18 protein-coding genes are annotated in these 22485 nt (G+C 57.5%); 12 read left to right on the top strand and 6 right to left on the bottom strand.

The genetic code is table 11. From position 1 onward, the window contains the following. Window positions 1–128 precede the first annotated feature (128 nt). The 4 genes from SCU88_RS24665 to SCU88_RS24650 all read left to right on the top strand — a co-directional run bounded on the left by SCU88_RS24665 (window position 129) and on the right by SCU88_RS24650 (window position 5388). Entirely contained in the window at window positions 129–1745 is a 1617-nt protein-coding gene (locus tag SCU88_RS24665) for an FMN-binding glutamate synthase family protein (protein ID WP_138094977.1), read from the top strand. A 347-nt stretch (window positions 1746–2092) separates the two neighbouring features. After that, window positions 2093–3292, top strand: a complete 1200-nt coding sequence (locus SCU88_RS24660) for a hypothetical protein (RefSeq protein WP_175340178.1) — start codon at window positions 2093–2095, stop codon at window positions 3290–3292. A 386-nt stretch (window positions 3293–3678) separates the two neighbouring features. Further along, the gene (locus SCU88_RS24655; protein WP_175340177.1) at window positions 3679–5004 is read left to right on the top strand and encodes an OprD family outer membrane porin; all 1326 of its coding nucleotides are present in this window, start codon (window positions 3679–3681) and stop codon (window positions 5002–5004) included. Between the two features lie 93 nt (window positions 5005–5097). Then, window positions 5098–5388, top strand: coding sequence for a YicS family protein (locus tag SCU88_RS24650; RefSeq protein ID WP_175340176.1), 291 nt, complete (start codon window positions 5098–5100; stop codon window positions 5386–5388). A 283-nt stretch (window positions 5389–5671) separates the two neighbouring features. Here the strand turns inward: SCU88_RS24650 and SCU88_RS24645 are convergent, their stop codons facing one another. Together SCU88_RS24645 and SCU88_RS24640 are read right to left on the bottom strand one after the other, a co-directional pair. Continuing rightward, window positions 5672–6448 carry a TIM barrel protein gene (locus tag SCU88_RS24645; protein ID WP_175340175.1) on the bottom strand — a complete coding sequence of 259 codons (777 nt, stop codon included), beginning with the start codon at window positions 6446–6448 and terminating at the stop codon, window positions 5672–5674. 36 nt (window positions 6449–6484) lie between these two features. Continuing rightward, window positions 6485–7810: an MFS transporter gene (locus SCU88_RS24640; protein ID WP_138094971.1), complete on the bottom strand. Its 1326-nt coding sequence runs from the start codon at window positions 7808–7810 to the stop codon at window positions 6485–6487. 660 nt (window positions 7811–8470) lie between these two features. Between SCU88_RS24640 and SCU88_RS24635 the strand changes: the two genes are divergently transcribed. Continuing rightward, window positions 8471–9373 (top strand): TIM barrel protein, encoded by a 903-nt coding sequence (locus SCU88_RS24635; RefSeq protein ID WP_175340174.1) that lies wholly within the window; start codon window positions 8471–8473, stop codon window positions 9371–9373. Between the two features lie 33 nt (window positions 9374–9406). Here the strand turns inward: SCU88_RS24635 and SCU88_RS24630 are convergent, their stop codons facing one another. Both SCU88_RS24630 and SCU88_RS24625 read right to left on the bottom strand, forming a co-directional pair. After that, window positions 9407–10255, bottom strand: a complete 849-nt coding sequence (locus tag SCU88_RS24630; RefSeq protein ID WP_175340173.1) for a TIM barrel protein — start codon at window positions 10253–10255, stop codon at window positions 9407–9409. 11 nt (window positions 10256–10266) lie between these two features. Continuing rightward, complete coding sequence (locus SCU88_RS24625) at window positions 10267–10728, bottom strand: RpiB/LacA/LacB family sugar-phosphate isomerase (protein ID WP_138094968.1); 462 nt, start codon at window positions 10726–10728, stop codon at window positions 10267–10269. A gap of 402 nt (window positions 10729–11130) precedes the next feature. Here SCU88_RS24625 and SCU88_RS24620 point away from each other — a divergent pair, with 402 nt between their 5' ends. From SCU88_RS24620 to SCU88_RS24605, 4 genes are all read left to right on the top strand, one after another. Continuing rightward, the gene (locus SCU88_RS24620) at window positions 11131–12882 is read left to right on the top strand and encodes a dihydroxyacetone kinase family protein (RefSeq protein ID WP_175340172.1); all 1752 of its coding nucleotides are present in this window, start codon (window positions 11131–11133) and stop codon (window positions 12880–12882) included. Continuing rightward, window positions 12873–13646: a triose-phosphate isomerase gene (locus SCU88_RS24615; RefSeq protein ID WP_175340171.1), complete on the top strand. Its 774-nt coding sequence runs from the start codon at window positions 12873–12875 to the stop codon at window positions 13644–13646. Before SCU88_RS24620 ends, SCU88_RS24615 begins: the two co-directional genes overlap by 10 nt. 132 nt (window positions 13647–13778) lie before the next feature. Beyond that, complete coding sequence (locus SCU88_RS24610; protein ID WP_175340170.1) at window positions 13779–14741, top strand: sugar-binding transcriptional regulator; 963 nt, start codon at window positions 13779–13781, stop codon at window positions 14739–14741. A gap of 276 nt (window positions 14742–15017) precedes the next feature. Then, window positions 15018–15920, top strand: a complete 903-nt coding sequence (locus SCU88_RS24605) for an Rpn family recombination-promoting nuclease/putative transposase (protein WP_138094964.1) — start codon at window positions 15018–15020, stop codon at window positions 15918–15920. 38 nt (window positions 15921–15958) lie between these two features. Here the strand turns inward: SCU88_RS24605 and hutU are convergent, their stop codons facing one another. Further along, window positions 15959–17650: a urocanate hydratase gene (gene hutU, locus SCU88_RS24600; RefSeq protein ID WP_175340169.1), complete on the bottom strand. Its 1692-nt coding sequence runs from the start codon at window positions 17648–17650 to the stop codon at window positions 15959–15961. Window positions 17651–17654: 4 nt separating this feature from the next. Then, the gene (hutH, locus tag SCU88_RS24595; RefSeq protein ID WP_175340168.1) at window positions 17655–19196 is read right to left on the bottom strand and encodes a histidine ammonia-lyase; all 1542 of its coding nucleotides are present in this window, start codon (window positions 19194–19196) and stop codon (window positions 17655–17657) included. A gap of 249 nt (window positions 19197–19445) precedes the next feature. On the opposite strand from hutH, the gene hutC reads away from it, so the two are divergent. From hutC to SCU88_RS24580, 3 genes are all read left to right on the top strand, one after another. Beyond that, the gene (hutC, locus tag SCU88_RS24590; RefSeq protein ID WP_175340167.1) at window positions 19446–20201 is read left to right on the top strand and encodes a histidine utilization repressor; all 756 of its coding nucleotides are present in this window, start codon (window positions 19446–19448) and stop codon (window positions 20199–20201) included. A 247-nt stretch (window positions 20202–20448) separates the two neighbouring features. After that, complete coding sequence (locus tag SCU88_RS24585) at window positions 20449–21474, top strand: ABC transporter substrate-binding protein (RefSeq protein WP_175340166.1); 1026 nt, start codon at window positions 20449–20451, stop codon at window positions 21472–21474. Further along, window positions 21471–22457 (top strand): iron chelate uptake ABC transporter family permease subunit, encoded by a 987-nt coding sequence (locus SCU88_RS24580; RefSeq protein WP_175340165.1) that lies wholly within the window; start codon window positions 21471–21473, stop codon window positions 22455–22457. Before SCU88_RS24585 ends, SCU88_RS24580 begins: the two co-directional genes overlap by 4 nt. Window positions 22458–22485: the final 28 nt, after the last annotated feature.

Below are 22485 nucleotides of genomic sequence, written 5' to 3'. Positions count from 1 at the left end.
TTGCACACTTTCCGCAACAACCTTAAGGTAACAATTTAATAACATTCCATCTGCTTCTACGGCCCGACAGGCCAGGACGGCCTTCTATAAAAAAGAAATAAGGACAGAAAGTTATATCAGGAGATACCATGAAAACGTTCCTGTTCAGCCGCTATACCTGTTTTGTACTCTGCATCATTCTGACCCTGATTTCGCTGGCGATGATCCCTCAGTCGCTCTGGTTTCTGGTGCCCATGGCGCTGTTCGGCGCGTTGACTGCGCTGGGGGTGCTGGATCTGACCCAGACCCGCCATGCCATCTGCCGTAACTATCCGGTGATTGGACGGCTGCGTTTCTTCTTTGAATTTATCCGCCCCGAGGTGCGCCAGTACCTGCTGGAAGAGGATCAGGAGCAGGTGCCATTTTCCCGGGCTCAGCGCTCACTGGTCTATCGGCGGGCTAAAAACGAGATGGGCGACAAACCCTTCGGTACGCTGCTGGATGTGTATGTCACCGGCTATGAGTGCATTGGCCATTCCATGTATCCGGTCCCGGCGGCGGATCCCGCCTCTTTCCGGGTGACGATTGGTGGACCGGCATGCCAGCAGCCTTATTCGGCGTCGATCTTCAATATTTCGGCAATGAGCTTCGGCGCGCTGTCGGCCAATGCGATTCGCGCCCTGAATCGCGGCGCGGCGAAAGGCAATTTCTATCACGATACCGGCGAAGGCAGTATCAGCCGCTACCACCGGGAATATGGCGGCGATCTGGTATGGGAGCTTGGCAGCGGCTACTTCGGCTGCCGTACCGTCGATGGTCGTTTCGATCCCGAACGTTTCGCCGCCCAGGCGCGGATGCCTCAGGTGAAGATGGTGGAAATCAAGTTGAGCCAGGGGGCGAAACCGGGCCATGGCGGTATTCTGCCAGGCAGTAAAGTGGATGCCGAAATCGCCGCCGCGCGTGGGGTGCCGGAAGGGGTGGACTGTATCTCGCCTGCCTCTCACAGCGCCTTCAGCACGCCGCTGGAGATGATGGAATTTATCGCCCAACTGCGTGAGCTTTCCGGCGGTAAGCCGGTGGGCTTTAAACTCTGTATCGGCCACCCCTGGGAATTTGTCGCTATCGTGAAGGCGATGCTGGAAACCGGGATTACGCCGGACTTTATTGTGGTGGACGGCAAAGAAGGCGGCACCGGCGCCGCGCCGCTGGAGCTTTCCAACTATATGGGGATGCCGCTGCGCGAAGGCCTGCTGTTTGTGCATAACGTCCTGGTGGGCTGCGGGCTGCGCGACAAAATCCGCATTGGCGCCAGCGGTAAGATTATCAGCGCCTTCGATATCGCCTGCATGATGGTACTGGGAGCCGACTGGGTGAACTCGGCCCGCGGATTTATGTTTGCGGTGGGTTGTATTCAGTCCCAGAGTTGCCACACCAATCGTTGTCCGGTCGGTGTCGCGACTCAGGATCCCCAACGCCAGAAGGCGCTGGTGGTGCCGGATAAAGCCGAGCGGGTTTACAACTTCCATCACAACACTATTAAAGCGCTGGCGGAGATGCTGGCGGCGGCAGGGGTCAGCCGACCTGAGGACCTGACTTCACACCATATGCTGCGCCGCATTGCGCCTACCGAAATTAAGGCTTACTCGGATATCTATTTCTATCTGGAGCCCGGCGCTCTGCTGGAGCCAGAGATCGCCAGCGAGTTTTACGCTCGCATGTGGCGGATGGCCTCGCCGGACTCTTTCGAACAGGCGATGGCTGCCTGACAATCAGGTTCACTTCTTGTCAGCCGACCATCGCTGTCGGCTGATATCACGAAATAAGTTTCATATTTGAGAATGTTTTTGGATATTATTCGCAAATTCTGACACCAGACCACAGTATTAATAGTATTGCGTTATAGCTCAAAGTTTGAACCTTGACTCCCATATCGCCCCGTGAGATTTTCCCGGTATCAAATAATATATCGGGTATCATATTTGAAACTATAAAATAATAACCACTGCTATTTATAATGTTTTGTTTCGCCGGTGAAACCAGGCGACCTGTCAATAACGCAGATAAATAATCTGCGGTGGTGGGCTATTGCTTATTTAATGTAGGGGAGTGGGCTATGCGGAAAATAATAATATCACTATTGGTGGGCGGATTGACTGCGGGAGTGGCTCCGGCAATGGCCGCGGGTAAGCCGTTTCCCCATATTGGATGGCGCAGCGCGGACGGTAACGCCGGGCTGGATATCGGTGGCGCACTGCGTGCCAATTATCGCTATGAAGACTGGCAGGGAAGTCAATATCGCAATCCCCCTCACTTACGCTTTGATACGTTCAGAATAGACAGCAGTGGCTATTATAATAATTATTTTTTCGATGCCGGGTTCTGGTTTCAGGATAATCGAAAATATGCCATCGATCGGGCGTTTGTGGGTTATCGGTTTAATCAGAATAATAGCGTTCAACTGGGTATTCCCGGAAAGCCTTTTGGGCTTGAACCCTATCCCCAGTTTGGCTGGTCGTATGGTATTCCGTTTTATTTAGGTTTTGGCGTCAATGCCGCAAGCGGCATTAAATATCAGTACCATGATAATCACTGGTCGTTAGATGTGGCTTATTTCCCGTGGATGGAGCCGGAAAATCTGCGCTATGCCCCAGAGGTGGGGGACTACAGCCGTCTGAAAAACACCATATATCCCACTCAACATCAGCAGCGTAACGAAAAGCGCGACCAGGTCAATGTACGGCTGGCCCGCGAATTTCAGTCTGGCGACTGGCGCAACGAGCTGGGAGGATCTCTGGCGCTGGCGCGCCTGCATAATCGCGATACCGGCGATGACGGCAGCTTCTGGGCGGCGGGTCTGCATGGGCGTTTGCAGAACGGTCCCTGGCAGCTTTCATCCCAGTTGATTCGCTACCAGTACTCACCCAAAAACCCCACGGGTGTGGATGACGATACAGTACTGATGGGCGGCAACGGCCTGACCCCGGCTTACCTGATCCCGGCAAAGGCGACCACCGCGTCGCTTAACCTGGCCCGGGACGTGGATGTGAAGTGGGGGCCGGTATCGAAATTGCGTTTCTACAATGACTACAGCGTGTTGTGGAAAGATAAAGGCGACTGGAGTGACTCGCAGATGAACACCGTGGGGGTGCAGGTTTTCGCCATGCCGGTGATGTTCTGGGTGGACTTTAGCTGGGCGAAGAACGTGAATCCATGGGGCGGTGCGCTCAACGCCACCGGCTGGACCAATACCGAGTCTCAGGGCAGCGGCAAGTGGTATTTCCGCACCAACGTTAATATTGGCTATTACTTCTGAGATTTTCCGCGCAGGGTGTCTGAAAAAACAGCAGTCAGCAAACGTTTTCGTAGATCGTAAAATGAGGGTTATGTATTACTTTTTAAAAATTTTTAGTCTTATATTCTGGATGACAGCGTCGGTTTTTGGGGATCTGTTTCTGGTTTGACATTTTGCCAGAATATCACTCCGTTGAAAGGAAGCAAACGTTTGCGCTCAGCACTGGATTGCAACCCTTCAGATGATGATAATCGCAGCCTTGTGTGGCATGGCACCCCGGGGCGGGGCCTTGTATGGGCCATATTTCCGCGTGGTATCGACCTGTTTAAAGGGACGAGCCAGGCGGATGGGCAGGTGCTGCACCATTTATTTTGGCTCTTTTTTGTTTTCATCATCAGGGTATCAACATGAACAAATGTTGGGAAGCAGGGGTAAACGGCGCACGGCGCGCAGGGATATCATCATTATTCGTTGGCGGGGCTGCGGTCTGTCTGGCGCTGGCATTGCCTCTGAGCGCGCAGGCGGCTGTCTCCTTTAAGTCTGACAGCGCCTGTTTCGACAGCAACGGCAACGTCAGCAGTCTGGCCGATGCCTTTAGCTGCGGTAAGGTTAGCGGCAGCGCCCGGGCGCTTTACTACACCACCCATAACGCCTATTTCTCTAAAGGTTTTAATCAGGACACCATCAGCTACGGCGGTTTTGTGAAGTATGAAACCGCGCCTCTGTACGGTTTTAACGTCGGGGTCAGCGGCCTGTTCCTGCGCGGTATCAATCACCCGCCCGAAGAGCGCGTCATTAGCGATATTGGCGATAACCAGACCAATATCGGCGAAGCCTGGCTGACCTGGCGTCACGGCGATTTCCGCATTACCGGTGGTAATCAGCGTCTGGATCTGCCTTTTGTCGGCGACTACGACTGGCGTATCACCCCTATCCTCTATCAGGCGGTAGATATGCAGTACGGCAGCGGCGATGACTTTCTGCGCGCTACTAAAATCTGGCGCTATAAAGGCTGGGGCAGCGATCAGGTTAAGCGCACCACCGCCTACACCGAAGTGGACGAGAAAACCGACGGCATGTGGGCTATTGGTGCCGGACATCACCTGATGTGGGACGATAAAAAGCTGACCGGCCAGATGTGGTATGAAAGCTATGACGACTTCTCTAACATCTTCTATACCGAAGGCCATATTCAGTGGCAGCAGGCGCCGCTGAGCCCGGACTTCGGCTTGCAGTTTATTCGCGGCACCAGTGAAGGTAAGGCGCTGGCGGGCGAGGTGGATAACCGTTCCTTTGGCGCCCAACTGGCGTTGACGCTGACTCCGAACCTCTCCTGGGCCATGGGGTATGACCATATCGCCGCCAGCGGCAACAGCTATGGTTACGGATCGCTGGTGACCCCTTACGCACACAATACCGCCTCTGGCCCTTATTTCGCGCAGCCGTATTTCACCAGCACTCAGGATCTGGGCAGCGGCAACGCCTGGGCCACCAACCTGAACTGGCAGGCCAGCGAAAGCCTGACCATGGGGGCGCGCTATTCATGGATGGATCTCACGCCGTCGGTGGATTCCGGTAGCCTGCGTCAATCTGAATATCTGCTCTACTTCATCTGGAACTTCCAGGGCGCGCTGAAAGGCCTGAGCCTGAGCGACTTCGTCGGCGTTCAGACTTCACCGCTGTATGAGAAAGACTTCTGGCAGAACCGCCTGACGCTCCAGTACGACTTCTGATCCCCCGGACGGGGCGTTCTGTCCCGTCCTCTTTCCCCCAGGCTGCTATACTCATTCGGATAAAGAAAGACCGTTAACATTAAGGATGAGTTTATGAAATCACTGAAATTTTTTCTTCTGGGCGCCACCCTGTTCGTACCGGCCATTGCGCTGGCGGAAAATCCTTTTGCCGGGCTGCAGTTTCAGCAGCAGCGCGCGCAGATCGTGAAAGAGATGCGGGCGAAGTGCGGCGTCAGTCTGGAGCAGAGTGATACCGAATGGCAGAACCGCCTGCTGGGGATGGAGGGTAATAAAGAGAATATTCAGCAGGCGACTCAGGCGATGCAGCGTAAAAATCAGCAGCAGTATGACGCTGCTATTAAGCGAATCAAATGCCCTGAATAGCATTCAGGGAATACCGGAGGCGCCATGTTCCAGTGTTCGCGTCTGCTGCTATTGACCGTCTGGCTGGGGTGCGCTGCGGCAACCGGCGCTCAGCAGCCCGCACCCGACCCCACGCCTGTACCGACCCTGCCCGCCCCCGGGAATCCCGACGGCCCGACGCCTGAAAAACCGGCGCTTCCGCCGGATGAGCCGGAGCAGCCCGACCTTCCTGGTCCGGTACCAGAGCTACCGCCGCTGCCTTCACCGCCGTCCGCGCCGCCCTCGCTGACCCGGGTTGTGCGGATTATCCCAGAATGCCCATCCTGCGCAGTGCCGCAAAGCTTTCCTGAGTCCCGCCCTGAGGGTGATATTCCAGGCTTACCCAGCCCTGATAGCCGGAATTATCGATCAGGGTAAACAGCTTCTCGAAATCCACCTCGCCGGTGCCGGGCTGGTGGCGCCCGGGGACGTCGGCTATCTGAATATGGGCAATCCTGTCCATATGGCTCTTCAGCACCGAGAACGGATCTTCACCGGCGCGCAGCGAGTGCCAGAGATCGAACTGAATGGCGATATTGTCGCTATCCACTTTTTCAAACAGGGCCAGCGCCTGTTCGACGTTAGAGATCACGGCGCCGGGCACGTCGTTGCGGTTAATGGGCTCCACTACTAACTGAACGTCGATATCCGCCAGCGTCCGGGCCGCCATGGTCATGTTTTCCACAAGCGTTGGCCAGGGCTGCGCATCGTTGCCTTCGGGGCCGGAAGGGCAGTTAATGCGCGGCGGCCGCAGGGCCTTACCGTAGGCGACGGCCTGATCAAGCCCTGCCCGGAAATCGTCGCGCCGAGATGGCTGCGAGGCAAAGCCGCGTTCGCCTGCGTCCCAGTCGCCCAGCGGCATATTAAACAGCACCAGCTCCTGCTGATTACGTTCCAGCGCCAGGCTAAAAGTTTCTGCCGGTGTGCCGTAGGGGAAGAAAAACTCCACGGCCTGAAAGCCATCGGCGGCGGCCCTGTCGAAGCGCTCCAGGAACGGATATTCGGGGTACAGCATGGTCAGGTTAGCGGCAAAACGCAGCATAAAGACTCCTTACATCGTCATAACGGATATCGGCTGTTAACGGGCCGGGGCCTGGTCCAGCGCGTCTGGTACGCCGGGCTTGTGAAAGCGAATCACCAGAGTGCCGAGCACATAAAGGCCAGAACAGACAGTGAAGAAGGTGAGCACGCCGGTGAAGCTATTGGTGGCCTGCAAAATCAGCCCCACCACGATGGGAACCAGAATACCGCCGACGCTGCCTGCCATATTCATGGTGCCGCCCACCAGGCCTACCCGGGATTTATGGGCCAGTAGCGCAGGCAGACTCCAGTAGATACCGCCGCCGCCGGTCAGGAAGAACGAGGCGACAGAAAGCATCATCACGGCGCTTATCGGATCGCTGATGCCAGGCAGCAGCAGGAAGATAGTCAGAGTTACCAGTCCGGAAATGGCGATCAGGCTTTTCACGGCAAGGCCGTGGCGCATGCCGCGTTTTACCAGAAAATCGACCAGGAACCCGGCGCTCAGCGAGCCCAGCGCCCCCATCATAAAGATGATAAAGGTGGCGTTACCGATGGCCTTAAGGTCGAAGCCGCGCGCCTGGGCCAGGTAGCTGGGCCCCCAGGTCAGCAGGCCGAAGTAAATCATCGCCCAGGTGGCGCGGCCGAACATAATGCCCACCAGCGAACGGGTATCGATGCCCATACCTTTACAGGGCGCTTCTTCCTCGTTGTTACGGGCGGCTTCATCATCGGCCTGAATCAGCGCCAGCTCGGCGGCATTCACGCGCTTATCTTCGGTGGGTTTATCGCGCAGCTTGAACCAGGCCAGCAGCGCCAGCGACATGCTGAACACCCCGGCGACCACAAAGGCCAGACGCCAGGAGTCGAGCAGGTCTATCAGATACGCGATGATCAAGCCTCCTACAGCCACGCCCAGCGGGCTGCCGCAGTCCATTATCGAAGCGCCGCGACCACGCTCGGCCCGGGCCAGCCAGGTGGAGCTCATCTTGGCGCCGGAAGGGGAAACCGGCGTTTCCGCCACTCCCAGCGCGATACGGGCGAAGATAAGCGACAGGCCGCCGGTCGCCAGCGCCAGGCCAATCTGGCTGGCGCCCCACAGTACCGTAGAGGTGGTCAACACCTTACGGGGACCAAAGCGGTCCAGCGCCCAGCCGCCGGGGATCTGCAACAGCGCGTATGACCAGAAAAAGCTGCTGAGAATCAGCCCCTGCATGGTCGGCGACAGGTGGAACTCTTCTTTGATATAGGGGATGCCAATGGAGATAGTGATGCGGTCCATCAGATTGACCGCCAGCAGGAAGAAGAGCACCGCAAAAATCCGCCAGCGGACTCGGGTGGGTTGTTCCTGTGTGGCAGACAGCGGGGGGGTTGAAATGCGCATATCGGTTCTCCGTTGCTATCGTCACAGGCGCCTGTCGCGCCCCAGGCGCTAAGGCAGACGTCCGGAATTTCCGGCGGTGGCCAGCGGTGTGATGTTTGTTCAGATGTTCATAACAATAACTTGTGTTTAAGAAAGTAGAGGGAATTCTGATGTGAAAAAATGAAAGGAATCACAAAAAACGAAAACGATGGAATAAAAATAGAGGATTTTTTTATTTCCCTCTCATGAATGAGAACATTTGTTCGTATTTTTATTTCACATATATCATTTGTTTGGCTTTTTAATTCCACCTGGTAATTATTCGGGTTTGTTAATTACCGTTATCATCATTTCTTGCAACGGATTTTTGTTTTCATTCAATTGTTTTTTAATGATTTTATTTTAATTGTTTTATTCTGATATTAACGCGTAAATGCTATAGACAATAATTCGTTATGATGTTATTGAAACGATGGTTATTTCATTTTATAACCGTATCATTGGTGTGTCTTAATAGGGTTTTAGAAATATCTTGTTTTATATTTCACTAAATTATGTGATTTGTATCACTCTCAGTTATTTGCCATTTCTGCTTTGATAAGATTGAACATAAGTATTTGGTTAAAACGAATGAACGCCGTTCAGGAAACCGAGCCTGGCCGCGTTTGGATAAGGAGCATAATGATGTCTGGATCCTCCGCGCGGCTGGTTCCCTCTGCCCATATCGCTGAACTCTTTTTTCCCCTGATGGCCTCGGAAACCCGGGTAGTCGAGACGGTCCGGCGCATTGCCGGGTTCGGGTACTACCGGGCCGTTGAGACCGGCATTATCACCGGCTCCCGGGAAAGAGAGGCGTTGCGCGAACGGGTCGCCTCCACGCCGCTGATACTGACCCAATGGCTGACCTTTGCGCTACTTAACGAGCAGCTTAACCTGAGTAGTCTTGATCCGGCGCTACGCCGCAAGTCGGTAGCCAGAGCCCGGGAACTGGCGCATCTGGCTGCGGAGTGTGGCACCCGTAAGCTTTCGCTGGTGAGCGGTGCCGACCCCGGCGAGGCTCGCCGTGATGAAGCGCTGGCCGCCTTTGGCGATTCGCTGGTGGCGCTGGGGGAAACGGTCAGTCAGTACCCGGATATGATTCTGCAACTGGAGCCGCTGGACCGCTTTGCCCATAAGCGCCAGCTCATCGGATTTAGCGACGAGACGGCGAGGTGGATGCAGGCGCTGCGCCCCGACTGCCCGAAGCTTTATATCGCCTGGGATAGCGCTCACGTGGCGCTTAATCAGGAAGCGCTGGCCACCTCGCTGCGCCAGTGCGCGCCGCTGATGTCGCAGCTGCATCTCTCTAACGCGATTCTCGACCCGGCGCAGCCCGGCTATGGCGACTACCACATGAAGTTCGGCGCACCGGGTTTTCTGACGGCTGAGGTGGCCCGGGAGATCATTACGGTAGCCCGTAGCCTGGAACTGCCACCGGAGCTGGATGAAATTACCATCGCCATTGAAATGCGCACCACAGAACAGGACGATTTGTGGGCAAATGAGCGCGAATGCCGGGAGTTTTTACAGGCGGCTATGGCGTAAAGTGCGGGCCGCACGCTGCGGCCCGCACAGAGATTACAGCGGATAACCGAGCAGGGCTTCTAGCTGCTGACGCGAGCGTTTCAGCACCTCAAGGCTAATGGCGGGATCCACCGGTTGTGATGCCCGATGGGGCAGAGTATCGCTGCTGCGATGCATCCGCAGTGGAATCTCCAGGCTACAGGGAATGGCACGTTGCTCAAGTTCGCGCAGCAGCGGCTGGTAGTCCAGCACGCCTTCGCCAATAGCCGGGAAGAAGAACTCGCCCTCTTTGCACAGCACATCTTTAATATGGGCGTGACGCGCGCCGGGTAGCATATGAATGCATTCGTTAATGGCATCGCGCTCCGGGCGCAGCGAAACGGTGTTGCCCGGATCGATATTAAAAGCGACCGCCGGGCTATTGATAGCCTCCAGCAGCGCCATACCCTCTTCGGCGACGGCAAAGACATCGTAATTGGGATCGCCGCCGTTTTCGATGCAGATAACGCAGCCGCTGTCGGCGGCCAGCGGCGCCAGTTCCCGCAGATTGGCGATAATGGTCTGCCGGTCTTCGCGTTTGCCGATACAGGCGTTAAGGAAGGTGGCGCCGATGCGGGTGGCAAACTGAATCCGCGTTGTAAACTGCGCCACGGCGTCTGGCGCCGCCAGGTTCATGGTGCAGCCCAGCGCCCGGGTCTGTAACTGGTACTTTTCCAGTAGATCCAAAATCCGTGCGGCGTTTTCCGGGCCGAACAGCGATGGGTCCAGATTCCCCACGTAGCCCTGATTGTACGCCAGTTCGATATAGCGAAAACCAGCTTCCCGGATGGTACTGAAAGCCACTTCCGGTTCCACGCCGTCGAACATGGCGGTATTAACGCCTGGCTCCAGTTTTTGTTGCATCTTCGCGCTCCTTAGCTGCCCTGATGTGCCTGATGCTCGTAGTAGCTGATGCGCTCCACTTTCGGGCCGGAGCGGCCGGATTCGAATTCGCTTTCCAGCCAGGCATCCACCAGCGATTTCGCCAGTTCAGGGCCGATGACCCGGGCGCCCATGGTCATGATTTGGGCATTATTGCTCTTGCGGGCCCGTTCGGCAGAGTAGACATCGTGGCACTGGGCCGCCCGAACGCCGGGGACCTTATTGGCGACGATCGCCATGCCGATACCGGTTCCGCACAGCAGAATACCGCGCTCAAACTTGCCTTCGCTAATGGCCGTTGCCAGATGGAAGGCGATATCCGGATAGATTTGATCGTTATCGACCACGTCGTGGCTGAAGTCTTTTACGTCGATCCCCTTTGCCTGCAGGTGTGACTTTACGATGTTTTTCATCTCGGTTGCCGCGTCGTCGGCGCCGATTGCGATAGTCGCCATAGTGTTTACCTCCGGTGGTTGTCGTGTCGCCCTTCCGTGGTTCGTTCAGATGCTTTTCATCGAAACACATGAACATTCAGGTCCGGTTAAAAAAGTAGCTTTAAATATTCATAAGTTCAATAGCATTTCATTTGAACGGGCGGTACGGCAACTGCTTTTCCCTTTGTATCGCCTTATTTCGCCTTTATATGGCGAATAAGGGTTTTTTTCGCCATTTTTGAAATCGCTCACAGTTTCACTTGATGTTCATATGCTCATTTTGGGTCAACTGTTATGTTCATTATCAGATAACAATCCGATAACAAACCCGATGCTGAGTCAGGGTGAACCCCACAAGGCGATGCCGACACAACCGTGCGGCGCCGCGATACAGACAGAATAGACAGGCAGGAGAGCAGCGTTATGACATGGCTTTTTAATCACCCGTCCGATTTTGCCAAAGAGATGGTTTCAGGCTTCGTCAGTGCCAATGCCGCCATTGTTCGTCAGGTTCCCGGCGGCGTGGTACGCAGTACCTGCAGTAAACCGGGTACCGTGGCCGTGGTGGTCGGCGGCGGCTCCGGCCATTATCCGGCGTTCGCCGGTCTGGTTGGTCAGGGGCTGGCCCACGGTGCGGCTATGGGCAATCTGTTTGCTTCGCCGTCGGCCCAGCAGATCTGCTCGGTGGCCCGGGCAGCCAACAACGGCGGCGGCGTGTTGCTGGCCTTCGGTAACTATGCCGGGGATGTTCTGCACTTTGGTCTGGCCCGGGAGCGGCTGATTGCCGAAGGGATCCCCTGTGAGGTCATCGCCATTACCGATGATATTTCCAGCGCTGTGCCCGACGAAGAGGAAAAGCGGCGCGGGGTGGCGGGCGATCTGGTGGTGTTCAAGGCGGCGGCCGCTGCCGCAGAGCGCGGCGACAGCCTGGAACAGGTCCTGGCGGCGGCGCGGCTTGCTAACCAGCGCACCCGCACTATCGGCGTGGCTTTTTCCGGCTGTAAATTGCCCGGCGCCGGACAGCCGCTGTTTACCATTCCCGAGGGGCAGATGGCTTTCGGCATGGGGATTCACGGCGAGCCGGGCATCAGTGAAATGCCGATAGGCACCGCCAGCGAGCTGTCTCACCACCTGGTGGAACACCTGCTGCGCGACGTTCCCTCTTCGGTGCCTCAGGTTAAGGGGGCCAGAGTCGGTGCGATCCTGAACGGTCTGGGGTCGGTGAAGTATGAAGAGCTGTTTGTGCTGTGGCACAGCGTGGCGGAAGATCTGGCGCAGCGCGGCATTGAGGTGGTGGATCCCCAGGTTGGGGAATTCGTCACCAGCTTTGATATGGCAGGACTTTCCCTGACGCTGTTCTGGCTGAATGACGAGCTGGAAGGGCTGTGGCAGGCACCTGTCTACAGTTCGGCATTCCGTAAAGGATCGCGTTTTAACGAAGAGCCGCTGCCTGCGGGGCAGGAGAGTGAAAATCAGGTAGCGCCGCTGCCGGAAGCCAGTGCCGAATCCCGCCAGTGCGCGGTACGGATTGCCGGAATGGTGGATGCGCTGGCGGAAACGGTCATCGAAAATGCCGAAGAGCTGGGGCGTATTGATGCCGTGGCGGGCGATGGTGACCATGGCATTGGTATGGAGCGCGGCGTGCGGGCTGCCCGTGAGCAGGCGCGTCAGGCGCTGGAACGCGGCGCCGGGGCGGGCAGCGTGCTGCAACAGGCCGCCGATGCCTGGGCCGACAAGGCCGGTGGAACCTCTGGCGCCATCTGGGGCGTGATTCTGAATACCATCGGTATTACCCTGGGCAATGAGCGCCAGCCGGATACTCTGGTGGTGGCGCAGGCCATAACCCGGGCCTGTGACGGCGTGATGCACTTTGGTAAGGCGAAGCCCGGCGATAAGACGCTGGTGGACGTGCTGCTGCCGTTCAGCGAAGCGCTGAATCAACAGGCTTCCCGGGGGCAGCCGCTGGCGGAAGCCTGGAGGAACGCTGCCGATGTTGCGGAACGCAGCGCCCGGGAGACCGCGGATATGGTACCTAAAATCGGGCGAGCCCGACCGCTGGCGGAGCGCAGTAAAGGCACGCCGGATGCGGGCGCCGTCTCACTGGCGCAGATAATCCGGGCCGTTGGCCGCTGCATGAACCGTGAATCCGAAACAGGGGGAATGGCATGTCACTGAAACCGGTTATCGGCGCGAGTATGAAGATGTACTTCGGCTACCAGCAGACCCTGGAGTGGTGTCGGGCGGTGTCCGGCATCATCGCCAGCCACCCGCTGACCCAACAGGAAGGGCAGGCCACGCTGTTTACCTTCCCGTCGGCGCCTGCCATTGAAGGGGCGCTACAGGCTTTTCGGGGCACTGCCATGGGGGTCGGCGCCCAGAATGTCTCATCGGAGCCGCCGGGCGCCTGGACTGGCGAAGTCAGCGCCGCCATGCTGCAGGAGATGGGCTGTCGCTATGTGGAAATCGGCCATGCCGAGCGGCGTCGCCACTTCTTTGAAACCGACGAGCTCATTCAGCGTAAGGTCAATATTGCGCTTCAGCACGGTCTGACGCCGGTGGTCTGCATCGGCGAGCCGGAGCAGCTTAGCCCTGCCGACGCGACCCGTGTCGCTATTGAACAGGCTCGCCAGGTACTGGGCGAGCCGGGAACGACGCCGCAGGGGGCGGTGATTTTCGCCTGGGAGCCCCAGTGGGCCATCGGCGCGCCTCAGCCTGCTGGCGATGATTATATTCGCGAGGTCTGTTCCGGCCTGCGGGCGTGGTTGCAGGACAATACGCCGGATCCACACCGGGTGATTTATGGCGGCAGTGCCGGGCCGGGGTTGCTTAGCCAGCTGTGGCCGGATGTCGATGGTCTGTTCCTGGGGCGCTTCGCCCATCAGCCTGAAGCTTACCGCGCCATTCTTGATGAGGCCGCTGCATTGTCCGGCGCGCTTTAGCTGCTGGCGGCTAAGGGTTTGTCCGTACAGGGATTGTCGGTGTAGTCATCCTCTGTCTATTCGTTATCTGGTATAGTTTTTGGCAAATGTTCATCACCCTGACAATTTCACGACGTGGAGATCGCAGCCCGTATGGATAGATCCAACGACTCAAAGGATTACGAATTACTGACGGAGATCGCTATCGCTTACTATTGCGATGAGGTCACCCAGGAGGAGATCGCCAAACGTTTCGGCTTTTCACGTATCAAGGTGGGCCGTCTGCTGAAACGCGCGAAGGAAGAGGGCATTGTTGAGATCAATGTTCGCTACCATCCGGTGTTCAGCACCCAGCTTGAAAAGCAGCTAAAAGAGCGCTTCTCCGTGAAACGTGCGCTAATTGCGCTGGATCATAACGATGAAGATGAACAGCGCCGTCAGGTGGCGGCGCTGGTTTCCGGCTATCTGGCGGCCTCGTTGCGCGACAGTATGGTGGTCACCGTGGGCCAGGGGCGCAACGTGGCGGCGGTGGCGGAGTACACCAGCACGGTACAGCCGAAAGACTGCCGCTTTATCTGCGGCATCGGCGGCACTCACCGCCCCGGCGATGTGATTAACGCCGACCATATCAGCCGCCTGCTGGCGAAAAAGTTCGGCGGCAGCAGTGAATCGCTCTACGCGCCGGCCTATGTGGAAAATACCGAACTAAAGTCGGCGTTGCTGCGTAACGGCACCATTAAAGAGACCCTGGACCGGGCGCGTAAGGCGGATATCGCGCTGGTGGGTATCGGCGATATGAATGAAGACAGCTATATGGTGAAGCTGGGCTGGTTCACGCCTCAGGAGATTAATGACGCCAGCCTGAATCAGGGCGTGATCGGCGATATCGCGGGCTATGACTTCTTTAACGCTCAGGGCCAGCACGTGCATACGGTGATGGACGATCGGGTTATTGGTCTGAGCGTGGAAGAGCTGCGCCAGATCCCCTGCGTTATCGCCATTGCTTCTGAAAGCACCAAAGCGATGGCGATTATGGGCGCGCTGCGTACCGGCGCCATCGACGTTATCGCTACCAGCGCCCGCAATATCAGGACGATTTTGAGTGTGACTCAGTAGTTATATGTATCGTTTCAGAGGCGGTGATTATTGTTCTGAATCGGCCGCGCAAAACCGGTAATGTGCGGATACAGGCATTCATGCCACGTGGCAGAATGCCTGAAAAATTTTTTCGGAGTCAGGACGATGAAGAAAAAGCGCCCGCCGGTGCCTCACGATGGATTGTTGATACACAAAATAATTCAAGTTGCATCGCGGCGGCAACTGAACGAATCCCCGGGAGCATAGTAGTCCTATGTGACCGGGGTGAGTGAAGGCAGCCAACAAAGAGGCAGCTTGAAGTATGAAGTGTATAAAACCTTTTTGACCCACCCCGATACCGCTCGGGATTTTCTGGCGCTCTATCTTCCGCCCGCGCTGTTGAAAATCTGCGATCTGAATACGCTGAAGCTGGAGTCCGGCTCTTTTATTGAAGAAGGGCTGCACCCTTACTTTGCGGATGTGCTCTGGTCGCTGAAGACCGCCAACGGTGAAGGCTATATCTATGCGCTGATCGAGCATCAGAGCACGCCCGACAGGCATATGGCCTTCCGGCTGTTGAGGTATGCCATTGCCGCCATGCAGCGCCATCTGGATGCCGGTCATGAGCGGCTACCGCTGGTGGTGCCGATACTGTTCTGCCACGGTCGCGCCACGCCCTGGCCTTATACGTTGAACTGGCTGGAGCTGTTTAACGAGCCGGAGGTGGCGCGCCAGCTATACAGCGCAAGCTTCCCTCTGGTTGACGTGGGGGCGCTGGACGACGACGACATCATGAAGCACAAACGCATGGCGATGCTGGAACTGCTGCTTAAGCACAGCCATATCCGTGATCTTATGGCTGTGATCGAACCGTTGGTCTGCCTGCTGGAGGAGGGATACACTACGCAGGCGCGGTTAACGGCGTTGATGAACTGGATGCTGCATACTGCGAATACCGTTGAACCGGTCGCCTTTGTGAAGGAACTGGCGCACCGGATGCCACAACACAGGGAGGAGTTTATGACGATAGCGCAGGCACTGGAACAAATAGGTCTGGAGCGGGGGTTGCAGCAAGGTCTGGCGAAAGGCCTGGAACAAGGCCGCCAGGAGGCGATGCAGGATGTGGCCCGTCGCCTGTTAGGGAGGGGGTTATCCCTGGAGGTGATTGCCGAGGCTACTGGTCTGTCGGAACAGGTGTTGCGGCAGATTCGCCAGTAAGAGTTGCAGACCCCTTTGGGGTCTGCTTCCGTCAGGCGCTATTCCCGATTCACCATCGGCAAGTCCAGATGATGACGCCGGGCGCAGTCGATGGCTATATCGTAGCCCGCATCGGCGTGGCGCATTACCCCGGTGGCCGGATCGTTCCACAGGACTCTTCCCAGCCGGGCATCTGCGGCATCGCTGCCGTCGCAAACAATAACCACCCCGGCATGCTGTGAGAAGCCCATCCCGACGCCGCCGCCGTGATGCAGGCTGACCCAGGTGGCGCCGCCTGCGGTGTTAAGCAGTGCGTTCAGCAGCGGCCAGTCAGAAACGGCGTCGGAGCCGTCTTTCATCGCTTCGGTTTCCCGGTTTGGCGAGGCCACTGAGCCGCAGTCGAGATGATCGCGGCCAATCACTACCGGCGCCTTCAGTTCGCCGTTGCGCACCATCTCGTTAAAGGCCAGCCCCGCCTGGTGGCGCTCGCCCAGCCCCAGCCAGCAGATACGCGCGGGTAACCCCTGGAAAGCGATGCGCTCCCTGGCCATGTCCAGCCAGCGATGCAGATTGCGGTTATCCGGGAACAGTTCTTTTAACTTTGCATCGGTTTTGTAGATATCTTCGGGATCCCCGGAAAGCGCAACCCAGCGAAACGGACCTTTGCCTTCACAGAATAGCGGGCGGATGCAGGCGGGAACGAACCCGGGGAAGTCAAAAGCGTTTTTTACCCCCTCTTCCAGCGCTACCTGGCGGATGTTGTTGCCGTAGTCGATAGTGGGGACCCCCATATGGTGGAATGCCAGCATCGCCCGAACGTGTTCGGCCATAGAGGCCCGGGCTGCCGCCTCTACCGCTGCGGGATCGGTGCGCTGGCGTTCATGCCATTGCGCCACGCTCCAGCCCAATGGCAAATAGCCGTTTAGCGGATCGTGAGCCGAGGTCTGGTCGGTCACGATATCCGGTCGCGGCCCACCGTGTTTCGCGCGCTCCACCAGCTGCGGCATAATTTCGGCGGCGTTACCCAGAAGCCCTACCGAGATAGCCTCACCGGCCCGGGTGGCTTTGTCGATAAGCGCCAGGGCTTCGTCCAGAGTGGTGACCTTATGGTCGAGATAGCGGGTACGCAGCCGGAAATCGATGCGCGATTCCTGACATTCGATAGCCAGTACGCAGGCCCCCGCCAGCACGCCGGCCAGCGGTTGGGCGCCGCCCATGCCGCCCAGACCGGCGGTCAGGATCCAGCGGCCGGTTAAATCGCCGCCGTAGTGCTGACGCCCGGCTTCGACAAAGGTTTCGAAGGTGCCCTGCACAATGCCCTGGGCGCCAATATAGATCCAGGAGCCCGCCGTCATCTGGCCGTACATCATCAGCCCGGCCCTGTCGAGTTCGTGGAAGTGATCCCAGGTGGCCCAGTGGGGCACCAGGTTGGAGTTGGCGATCAGCACCCTGGGGGCATCGGCGTGGGTGCGGAAAACCCCGACCGGCTTGCCGGACTGCACCAGCAGTGTTTCATCGGCTTTCAGACGCTTTAGCGTCGCCAGAATCTGTTCAAAGCACTCCGGGTTCCGGGCCGCCTTGCCGATACCGCCGTACACCACCAGATCCTCCGGGCGTTCGGCCACATCGGGATCCAGGTTGTTCTGAATCATGCGGTATGCCGCTTCGATCAGCCAGTTTTCACAGTGCATCTCAGTGCCGTGCGGCGCTCTGATTTCGCGATTCATCGTCGCGTTCCGGGAGTCAGACATGGGGTTATCCTTCGGTTACGGTGGGCAGAATGGCGGTAATAACGTCAGGCCAGGCGCTGCGGCTGGCCCACTGGCGCATCACATCAAGCTCTGGCGCCAGCAGGCGATCCTGTTCCAGGAAAGGCACCTGATGGCGGATGGCGGCCAGCTCCGTTTCCAGTAGCGCCGAGCTCTGGAGCGGGCGGTGGAAGTCGATGCCCTGGGCGGCGGCCATGGCTTCAATACCGACCACTGCCGCGCTGTTAAAACACATCTCGCCCAGACGGCGCGCGGCCCAGGTTGCCATCGAGACGTGATCTTCCTGGTTGGCGGAGGTGGGCAGGCTGTCCACGCTGCCGGGATGAGCCAGAGATTTATTCTCTGATGCCAGCGCGGCGGCGGTGACCTGGGCAATCATAAAGCCGGAATTGACGCCGCCGTCGTTAACCAGAAACGGGGGCAGCCCGGAAAGCGCGCTGTCCAGCAGCAGCGCCAGCCGCCGTTCGGAGATAGCGCCGACTTCCGCCACCGCCAGGGCGATAATGTCCGCGGCAAAGGCGACAGGCTCGGCGTGGAAGTTGCCACCGGAGATCACATCATCATCGTCGCTGAATACCAGCGGATTGTCTGACGCCGCATTGGCTTCGGTTTGCAGGACTCCGGCGGCGTGGCGCAGGTTATCCAGGCAGGCGCCCATCACCTGAGGGATACAGCGAATGGAGTAGGGGTCCTGCACCCGACCGCAGTTGGCGTGGGACGTGAGGATTTCGCTGCCGGTCAGCAGTGAAGAGACGACCTGCGCCACCGCAATCTGGCCGCGCTGGCCGCGGGCCTGGTGAATGCGGGCATCGAACGGGCGTATCGAACCTTTGATTGCCTCCAGCGACAGCGCGCCGGAAACCAGCGCGGCGGCAAACAGGTTTTCAGCTTCGAACAGCCCGCGCAGGGCCAGCGCTGTTGAAACCTGAGTGCCATTCAGCAGCGCCAGCCCCTCTTTCGGACCGGGCTCCAGCGGGTTCAGACCGACTCTGGCCAGCGCTTCCCGGGCGGAAATAATTCGCCCGTTATCCCGCACATCACCGACTCCCAGTAGCATCAGAGACAGATGGGCCAGCGGCGCCAGATCGCCGGAGGCGCCCACGGAGCCTTTCTCCGGGATGCAGGGCATGATTCCCGCGTTATACAGGGCGATCAGGGCTTCAATCAATGCAGGCCGTACGCCGGAATGGCCCCGGGCCAGACTGATAATTTTGGTGGCCATCACCAGCCGCGTGACGTTATCCGGCAGTAGTGCCCCCAGTCCGACGCTGTGCGACAGAATCAGATTGCGCTGTAGCTCGGCCAGTCGATCGTGGGGGATGGTGGTCTGGGCCAGTTTGCCGAAGCCGGTATTGATGCCGTAAACCACCCGCCCGGCATCGACAATCTCGTCGACCGTGCGTCGGGCGGCATTGACGGCGCTCCAGGCGCTGTCGGCAAGCGTCAGCGTGACGTTACCGTGGTAGATCGCTTTCAGGGTTGCCAGACTGACTTCTCCGGGCGTCAGGCGGCATTCGACAGATGACATAATCACTCCTGTGTTGAGACAAGGTGTATTGCCCCTCCTGCGGGCGGTTATTTTTGAGTCAAGCATATTTGTATTATCTTGTCTATACAACCAGGCGGGAACGGGATCACAGTGACAAATTTTGTCGTGAAAAGTCGGGTATCAGTGGGTAAATGACGTGAAGAGACGAGTCTGTCGCGGTGTCAGATGTCTATACATCCTGGTGGGTAGCCAGTACACTAGCGTTATATTCTGCATCAGGGTAAGCCAATGACCAGCCAGTCCGCCGTTTCTCAGTTAGCCAGCGCTATGGGCCAGCAGCCCGCCCCCATCTATCTTCGGGTGAAGCAGGCGATTATTACCCAGATTCGCGCCGGCCACTGGCAGCCGCATCAGCGTATTCCTTCGGAAAGCGAACTGGTTAATGAGCTGGGGGTCAGTCGCATGACCATTAATCGCGCCCTGCGTGAACTGACCAGCGAAGGTTATCTGGTGCGCATGCAGGGTGTGGGTACCTTTGTGGCGGAAAGCAAAGGCTATACGGCGATGCTGGAAGTGCACAATATTGCTGAAGAGATCGCCCTGCGCGGCCATGAGCACACCAGTCGGTTGCTGACGCTGGAAGAAATACAGGCAGACGGCGAGCGGCTGGCCATGCCGGGCGTCGCGCAAGGTCAGCCCCTGTTTCATTCGCAGATTGTGCATTACGAAGACGGTATTCCGGTTCAGTTGGAAGACCGGCTGGTGAATCCCATTATGGCGCCCGATTACCTGAAGCAGGATTATCAGGTCATCACGCCCTATACCTACCTGATGCAGGTGGCGCCGCTTTCCGCCGGGGAACATGTGGTGGAAGCGGTGATGCCCGATGCCTTCCAGCAGAAGACGCTGATGATTGATGCCCGGGAGCCCTGCCTGCTGGTGCGCCGCCAGACATGGAGCGGCAACCATGCGGTGACCGGCGCCCGTCTGCTCTATCCCGGCACCCGCTATAAGCTGTTAGGCAAGTTTCGCGGTCATAACTGATTTTTAGCGTATGCCGTTATGACGGATTTAATCTATTCATTCTTCCCGCTTTCTTGAGCGCTATTTCAGTGTTGCGCTGGATATTGCTGCGGCCAACTGTGCTGAAAGAAAAAACGATGGCGTGCAAGTACAACCTCCAGATAGAGATGAGCTGAATGTCATTGCTGTGATTTTGAGCCACTTTTTTTCATTTTTTTCGTTATATATATTTTTATACATCGATCATTTTTCAGGACGAAGAGCAACGATGCCGGTTACGCGACGGAGATTGATTCAGGGAGTGGCTGCGACTGCGTTGATGCGCGGCATGCCTGCTTTTGCCGCAGAGCCTGTTACTTTTTCCGTTGGTGGAATACCCGCTCCTCACGAAATACGTCGGGTTATGGGGGCTGGCGGGCCTGCGGATATGCTGTTGTTGGCCGCAGCGCCGGAGAAGCTGATCGGTTTCTCTTCCTTTGATTTCAGCCTGAATCAGGATGGACTCCTGCCGCAGAGGATCGCGCGGCTGCCGAAATATGGACGGCTCGCCGGACAGGCCAGCACGCTTCCGCTGGAAAAACTGCTGTCGCTGAGTCCGGATCTGATTGTTGACTGCGGTAACGCCGATGAGACCTGGCGTTCGCAGGCCAGGCGTATTGGCAGTCAGACGCATATTCCATGGCTGTTGATTAATGGTGAACTCCGCCGGACCCCGGAGCAGTTACAGGCAATAGGGCAGATACTGGGCACTGAATTTCGTACCACGGCACAAGCGGCGCTGGCTCGCCAGTTTATCCATGACGCGCTGGCCTTTTCCCGTACCTCCGGCGCCAGAGTACGCTTCTATGCTGCTCGCGGTACCCGTGGGCTTCAGACGGGGTTGCGAGGTTCCCTGCATACTGAAGCTGCCGAACTGCTTGGACTGGAGAATGTCGCCCGGGTAAATGGACGTAGCGGTTTGACTCAGGTATCGATGGAAAATCTGCTGGAGTGGCAGCCCGATATCATTCTGGTGCAGGAAGCAGCGACCCTGCACAGCCTGACTCGCGATCTGGTCTGGCAGGGAGTGAAGGCGGTGGCCAGAAAGCGCATTCTGTTTCTGAGTGGTTTGCCTTTCGGTTGGCTGGATGCGCCGCCAGGCATTAATCGCTTGCTGGGACTACGCCGGTTGCATGGCTGGCTGGATGCATCCGTCCGCCGGGGATTTGAACAGGATATGATGCGCTTTGCGGCGCTGTTCTGGCATACCCGGCTCAGCAAGGCGCAGTATCACAATCTGGTTGATCCCCGATGAAACCCTCGACGCAGCTGTTTCTTATTGGCGTATTGATTGTGGGTTGCGTTGCGCTGGCGGCCATGTCCGGTGCTTACCCTCTGAGTTTCCAGCGGCTGGCTGCGGTGTTGCTCAATGAGGATGGGGTTCCCGACCGCGAGCGCTTTATGTTCTGGTATATACGCCTGCCGCGCATTGCCTCGGCGTTACTGATTGGCGCTGGGTTGGCAGGAGCAGGTGCCACCTACCAGGGAATCTTTCGTAACCCGCTGGTATCACCGGATATTCTTGGCGTTTCTGCTGGCGCGGGATTGGGCGCCTGTATTGCCATAAGTGCGGGCCTGTCGATGGGATTTATTCAACTGCTGGCGTTTAGCGGTGGCTTGATCGTGGTGTTCGGCGTCTGGCTGATTTCCCGCCTGATAACGCGCCGCGATCCGGTGTTAAGCCTGGTGCTGATCGGGATTGCATTGGGCACTTTGTGTGCCGCCGGGATCTCGCTAATCAAGACGCTTGCCGATCCCTATACCCAATTGCCGTCTATTACCTTCTGGCTGATGGGAGGACTGTCGGGCATGACGCTAACCGATCTTGGATTTTGCGCACCGGTGATACTGATGGGATCCGCGCCCTTACTGTTGTTGCGCTGGCGTATGAACCTGCTGACGCTGTCTGATGAAGAGGCGCTATCCCTGGGGATAAACGTCAGCAGGCTGCGTTTTGGTTTGATTGTTTGCGCCACCCTGATCACTGCCAGCGCGGTGGCCGTTGCGGGAGTTATTGGCTGGATTGGTCTGATTGTGCCACATATCGCCCGGTTGATGACGGGGGGTAATTATCAGCGACTGCTGCCGGTCGCCATGGGATGTGGGGCAATTTTGCTGTTATTAACTGACACCCTGGCCCGAACCCTGAACGATGTGGAAATCCCTCTGGGTATCGTAACGGCATTTTTAGGAGCGCCTTTTTTCCTGCTATTGCTGACCCGCAGAGTACATCGCTAAAAATACCTGGCGTAACGGAGATCGTTTT

It is taken from the genome of Jejuibacter sp. L23, from assembly GCF_050815825.1.
GTDB classification, from domain to species: domain Bacteria; phylum Pseudomonadota; class Gammaproteobacteria; order Enterobacterales; family Enterobacteriaceae; genus Jejubacter; species Jejubacter calystegiae.
Note: the sequence above shows the minus strand (reverse complement) of the source record. Positions and strands in the feature narration are given on the sequence as shown.

What these genes read in the sequence shown, in the direction of transcription:
- SCU88_RS24665 (WP_138094977.1), top strand. Translation starts at nt 129, where the DNA reads ATGAAAACGTTCCTGTTCAGCCGCTATACCTGTTTTGTACTCTGCATC.
- SCU88_RS24660 (WP_175340178.1), top strand. Translation starts at nt 2,093, where the DNA reads ATGCGGAAAATAATAATATCACTATTGGTGGGCGGATTGACTGCGGGA.
- SCU88_RS24655 (WP_175340177.1), top strand. Translation starts at nt 3,679, where the DNA reads ATGAACAAATGTTGGGAAGCAGGGGTAAACGGCGCACGGCGCGCAGGG.
- SCU88_RS24650 (WP_175340176.1), top strand. Translation starts at nt 5,098, where the DNA reads ATGAAATCACTGAAATTTTTTCTTCTGGGCGCCACCCTGTTCGTACCG.
- SCU88_RS24645 (WP_175340175.1), bottom strand. Translation starts at nt 6,448, where the DNA reads ATGCTGCGTTTTGCCGCTAACCTGACCATGCTGTACCCCGAATATCCG.
- SCU88_RS24640 (WP_138094971.1), bottom strand. Translation starts at nt 7,810, where the DNA reads ATGCGCATTTCAACCCCCCCGCTGTCTGCCACACAGGAACAACCCACC.
- SCU88_RS24635 (WP_175340174.1), top strand. Translation starts at nt 8,471, where the DNA reads ATGATGTCTGGATCCTCCGCGCGGCTGGTTCCCTCTGCCCATATCGCT.
- SCU88_RS24630 (WP_175340173.1), bottom strand. Translation starts at nt 10,255, where the DNA reads ATGCAACAAAAACTGGAGCCAGGCGTTAATACCGCCATGTTCGACGGC.
- SCU88_RS24625 (WP_138094968.1), bottom strand. Translation starts at nt 10,728, where the DNA reads ATGGCGACTATCGCAATCGGCGCCGACGACGCGGCAACCGAGATGAAA.
- SCU88_RS24620 (WP_175340172.1), top strand. Translation starts at nt 11,131, where the DNA reads ATGACATGGCTTTTTAATCACCCGTCCGATTTTGCCAAAGAGATGGTT.
- SCU88_RS24615 (WP_175340171.1), top strand. Translation starts at nt 12,873, where the DNA reads ATGTCACTGAAACCGGTTATCGGCGCGAGTATGAAGATGTACTTCGGC.
- SCU88_RS24610 (WP_175340170.1), top strand. Translation starts at nt 13,779, where the DNA reads ATGGATAGATCCAACGACTCAAAGGATTACGAATTACTGACGGAGATC.
- hutU (WP_175340169.1), bottom strand. Translation starts at nt 17,650, where the DNA reads ATGTCTGACTCCCGGAACGCGACGATGAATCGCGAAATCAGAGCGCCG.
- hutH (WP_175340168.1), bottom strand. Translation starts at nt 19,196, where the DNA reads ATGTCATCTGTCGAATGCCGCCTGACGCCCGGAGAAGTCAGTCTGGCA.
- hutC (WP_175340167.1), top strand. Translation starts at nt 19,446, where the DNA reads ATGACCAGCCAGTCCGCCGTTTCTCAGTTAGCCAGCGCTATGGGCCAG.
- SCU88_RS24585 (WP_175340166.1), top strand. Translation starts at nt 20,449, where the DNA reads ATGCCGGTTACGCGACGGAGATTGATTCAGGGAGTGGCTGCGACTGCG.
- SCU88_RS24580 (WP_175340165.1), top strand. Translation starts at nt 21,471, where the DNA reads ATGAAACCCTCGACGCAGCTGTTTCTTATTGGCGTATTGATTGTGGGT.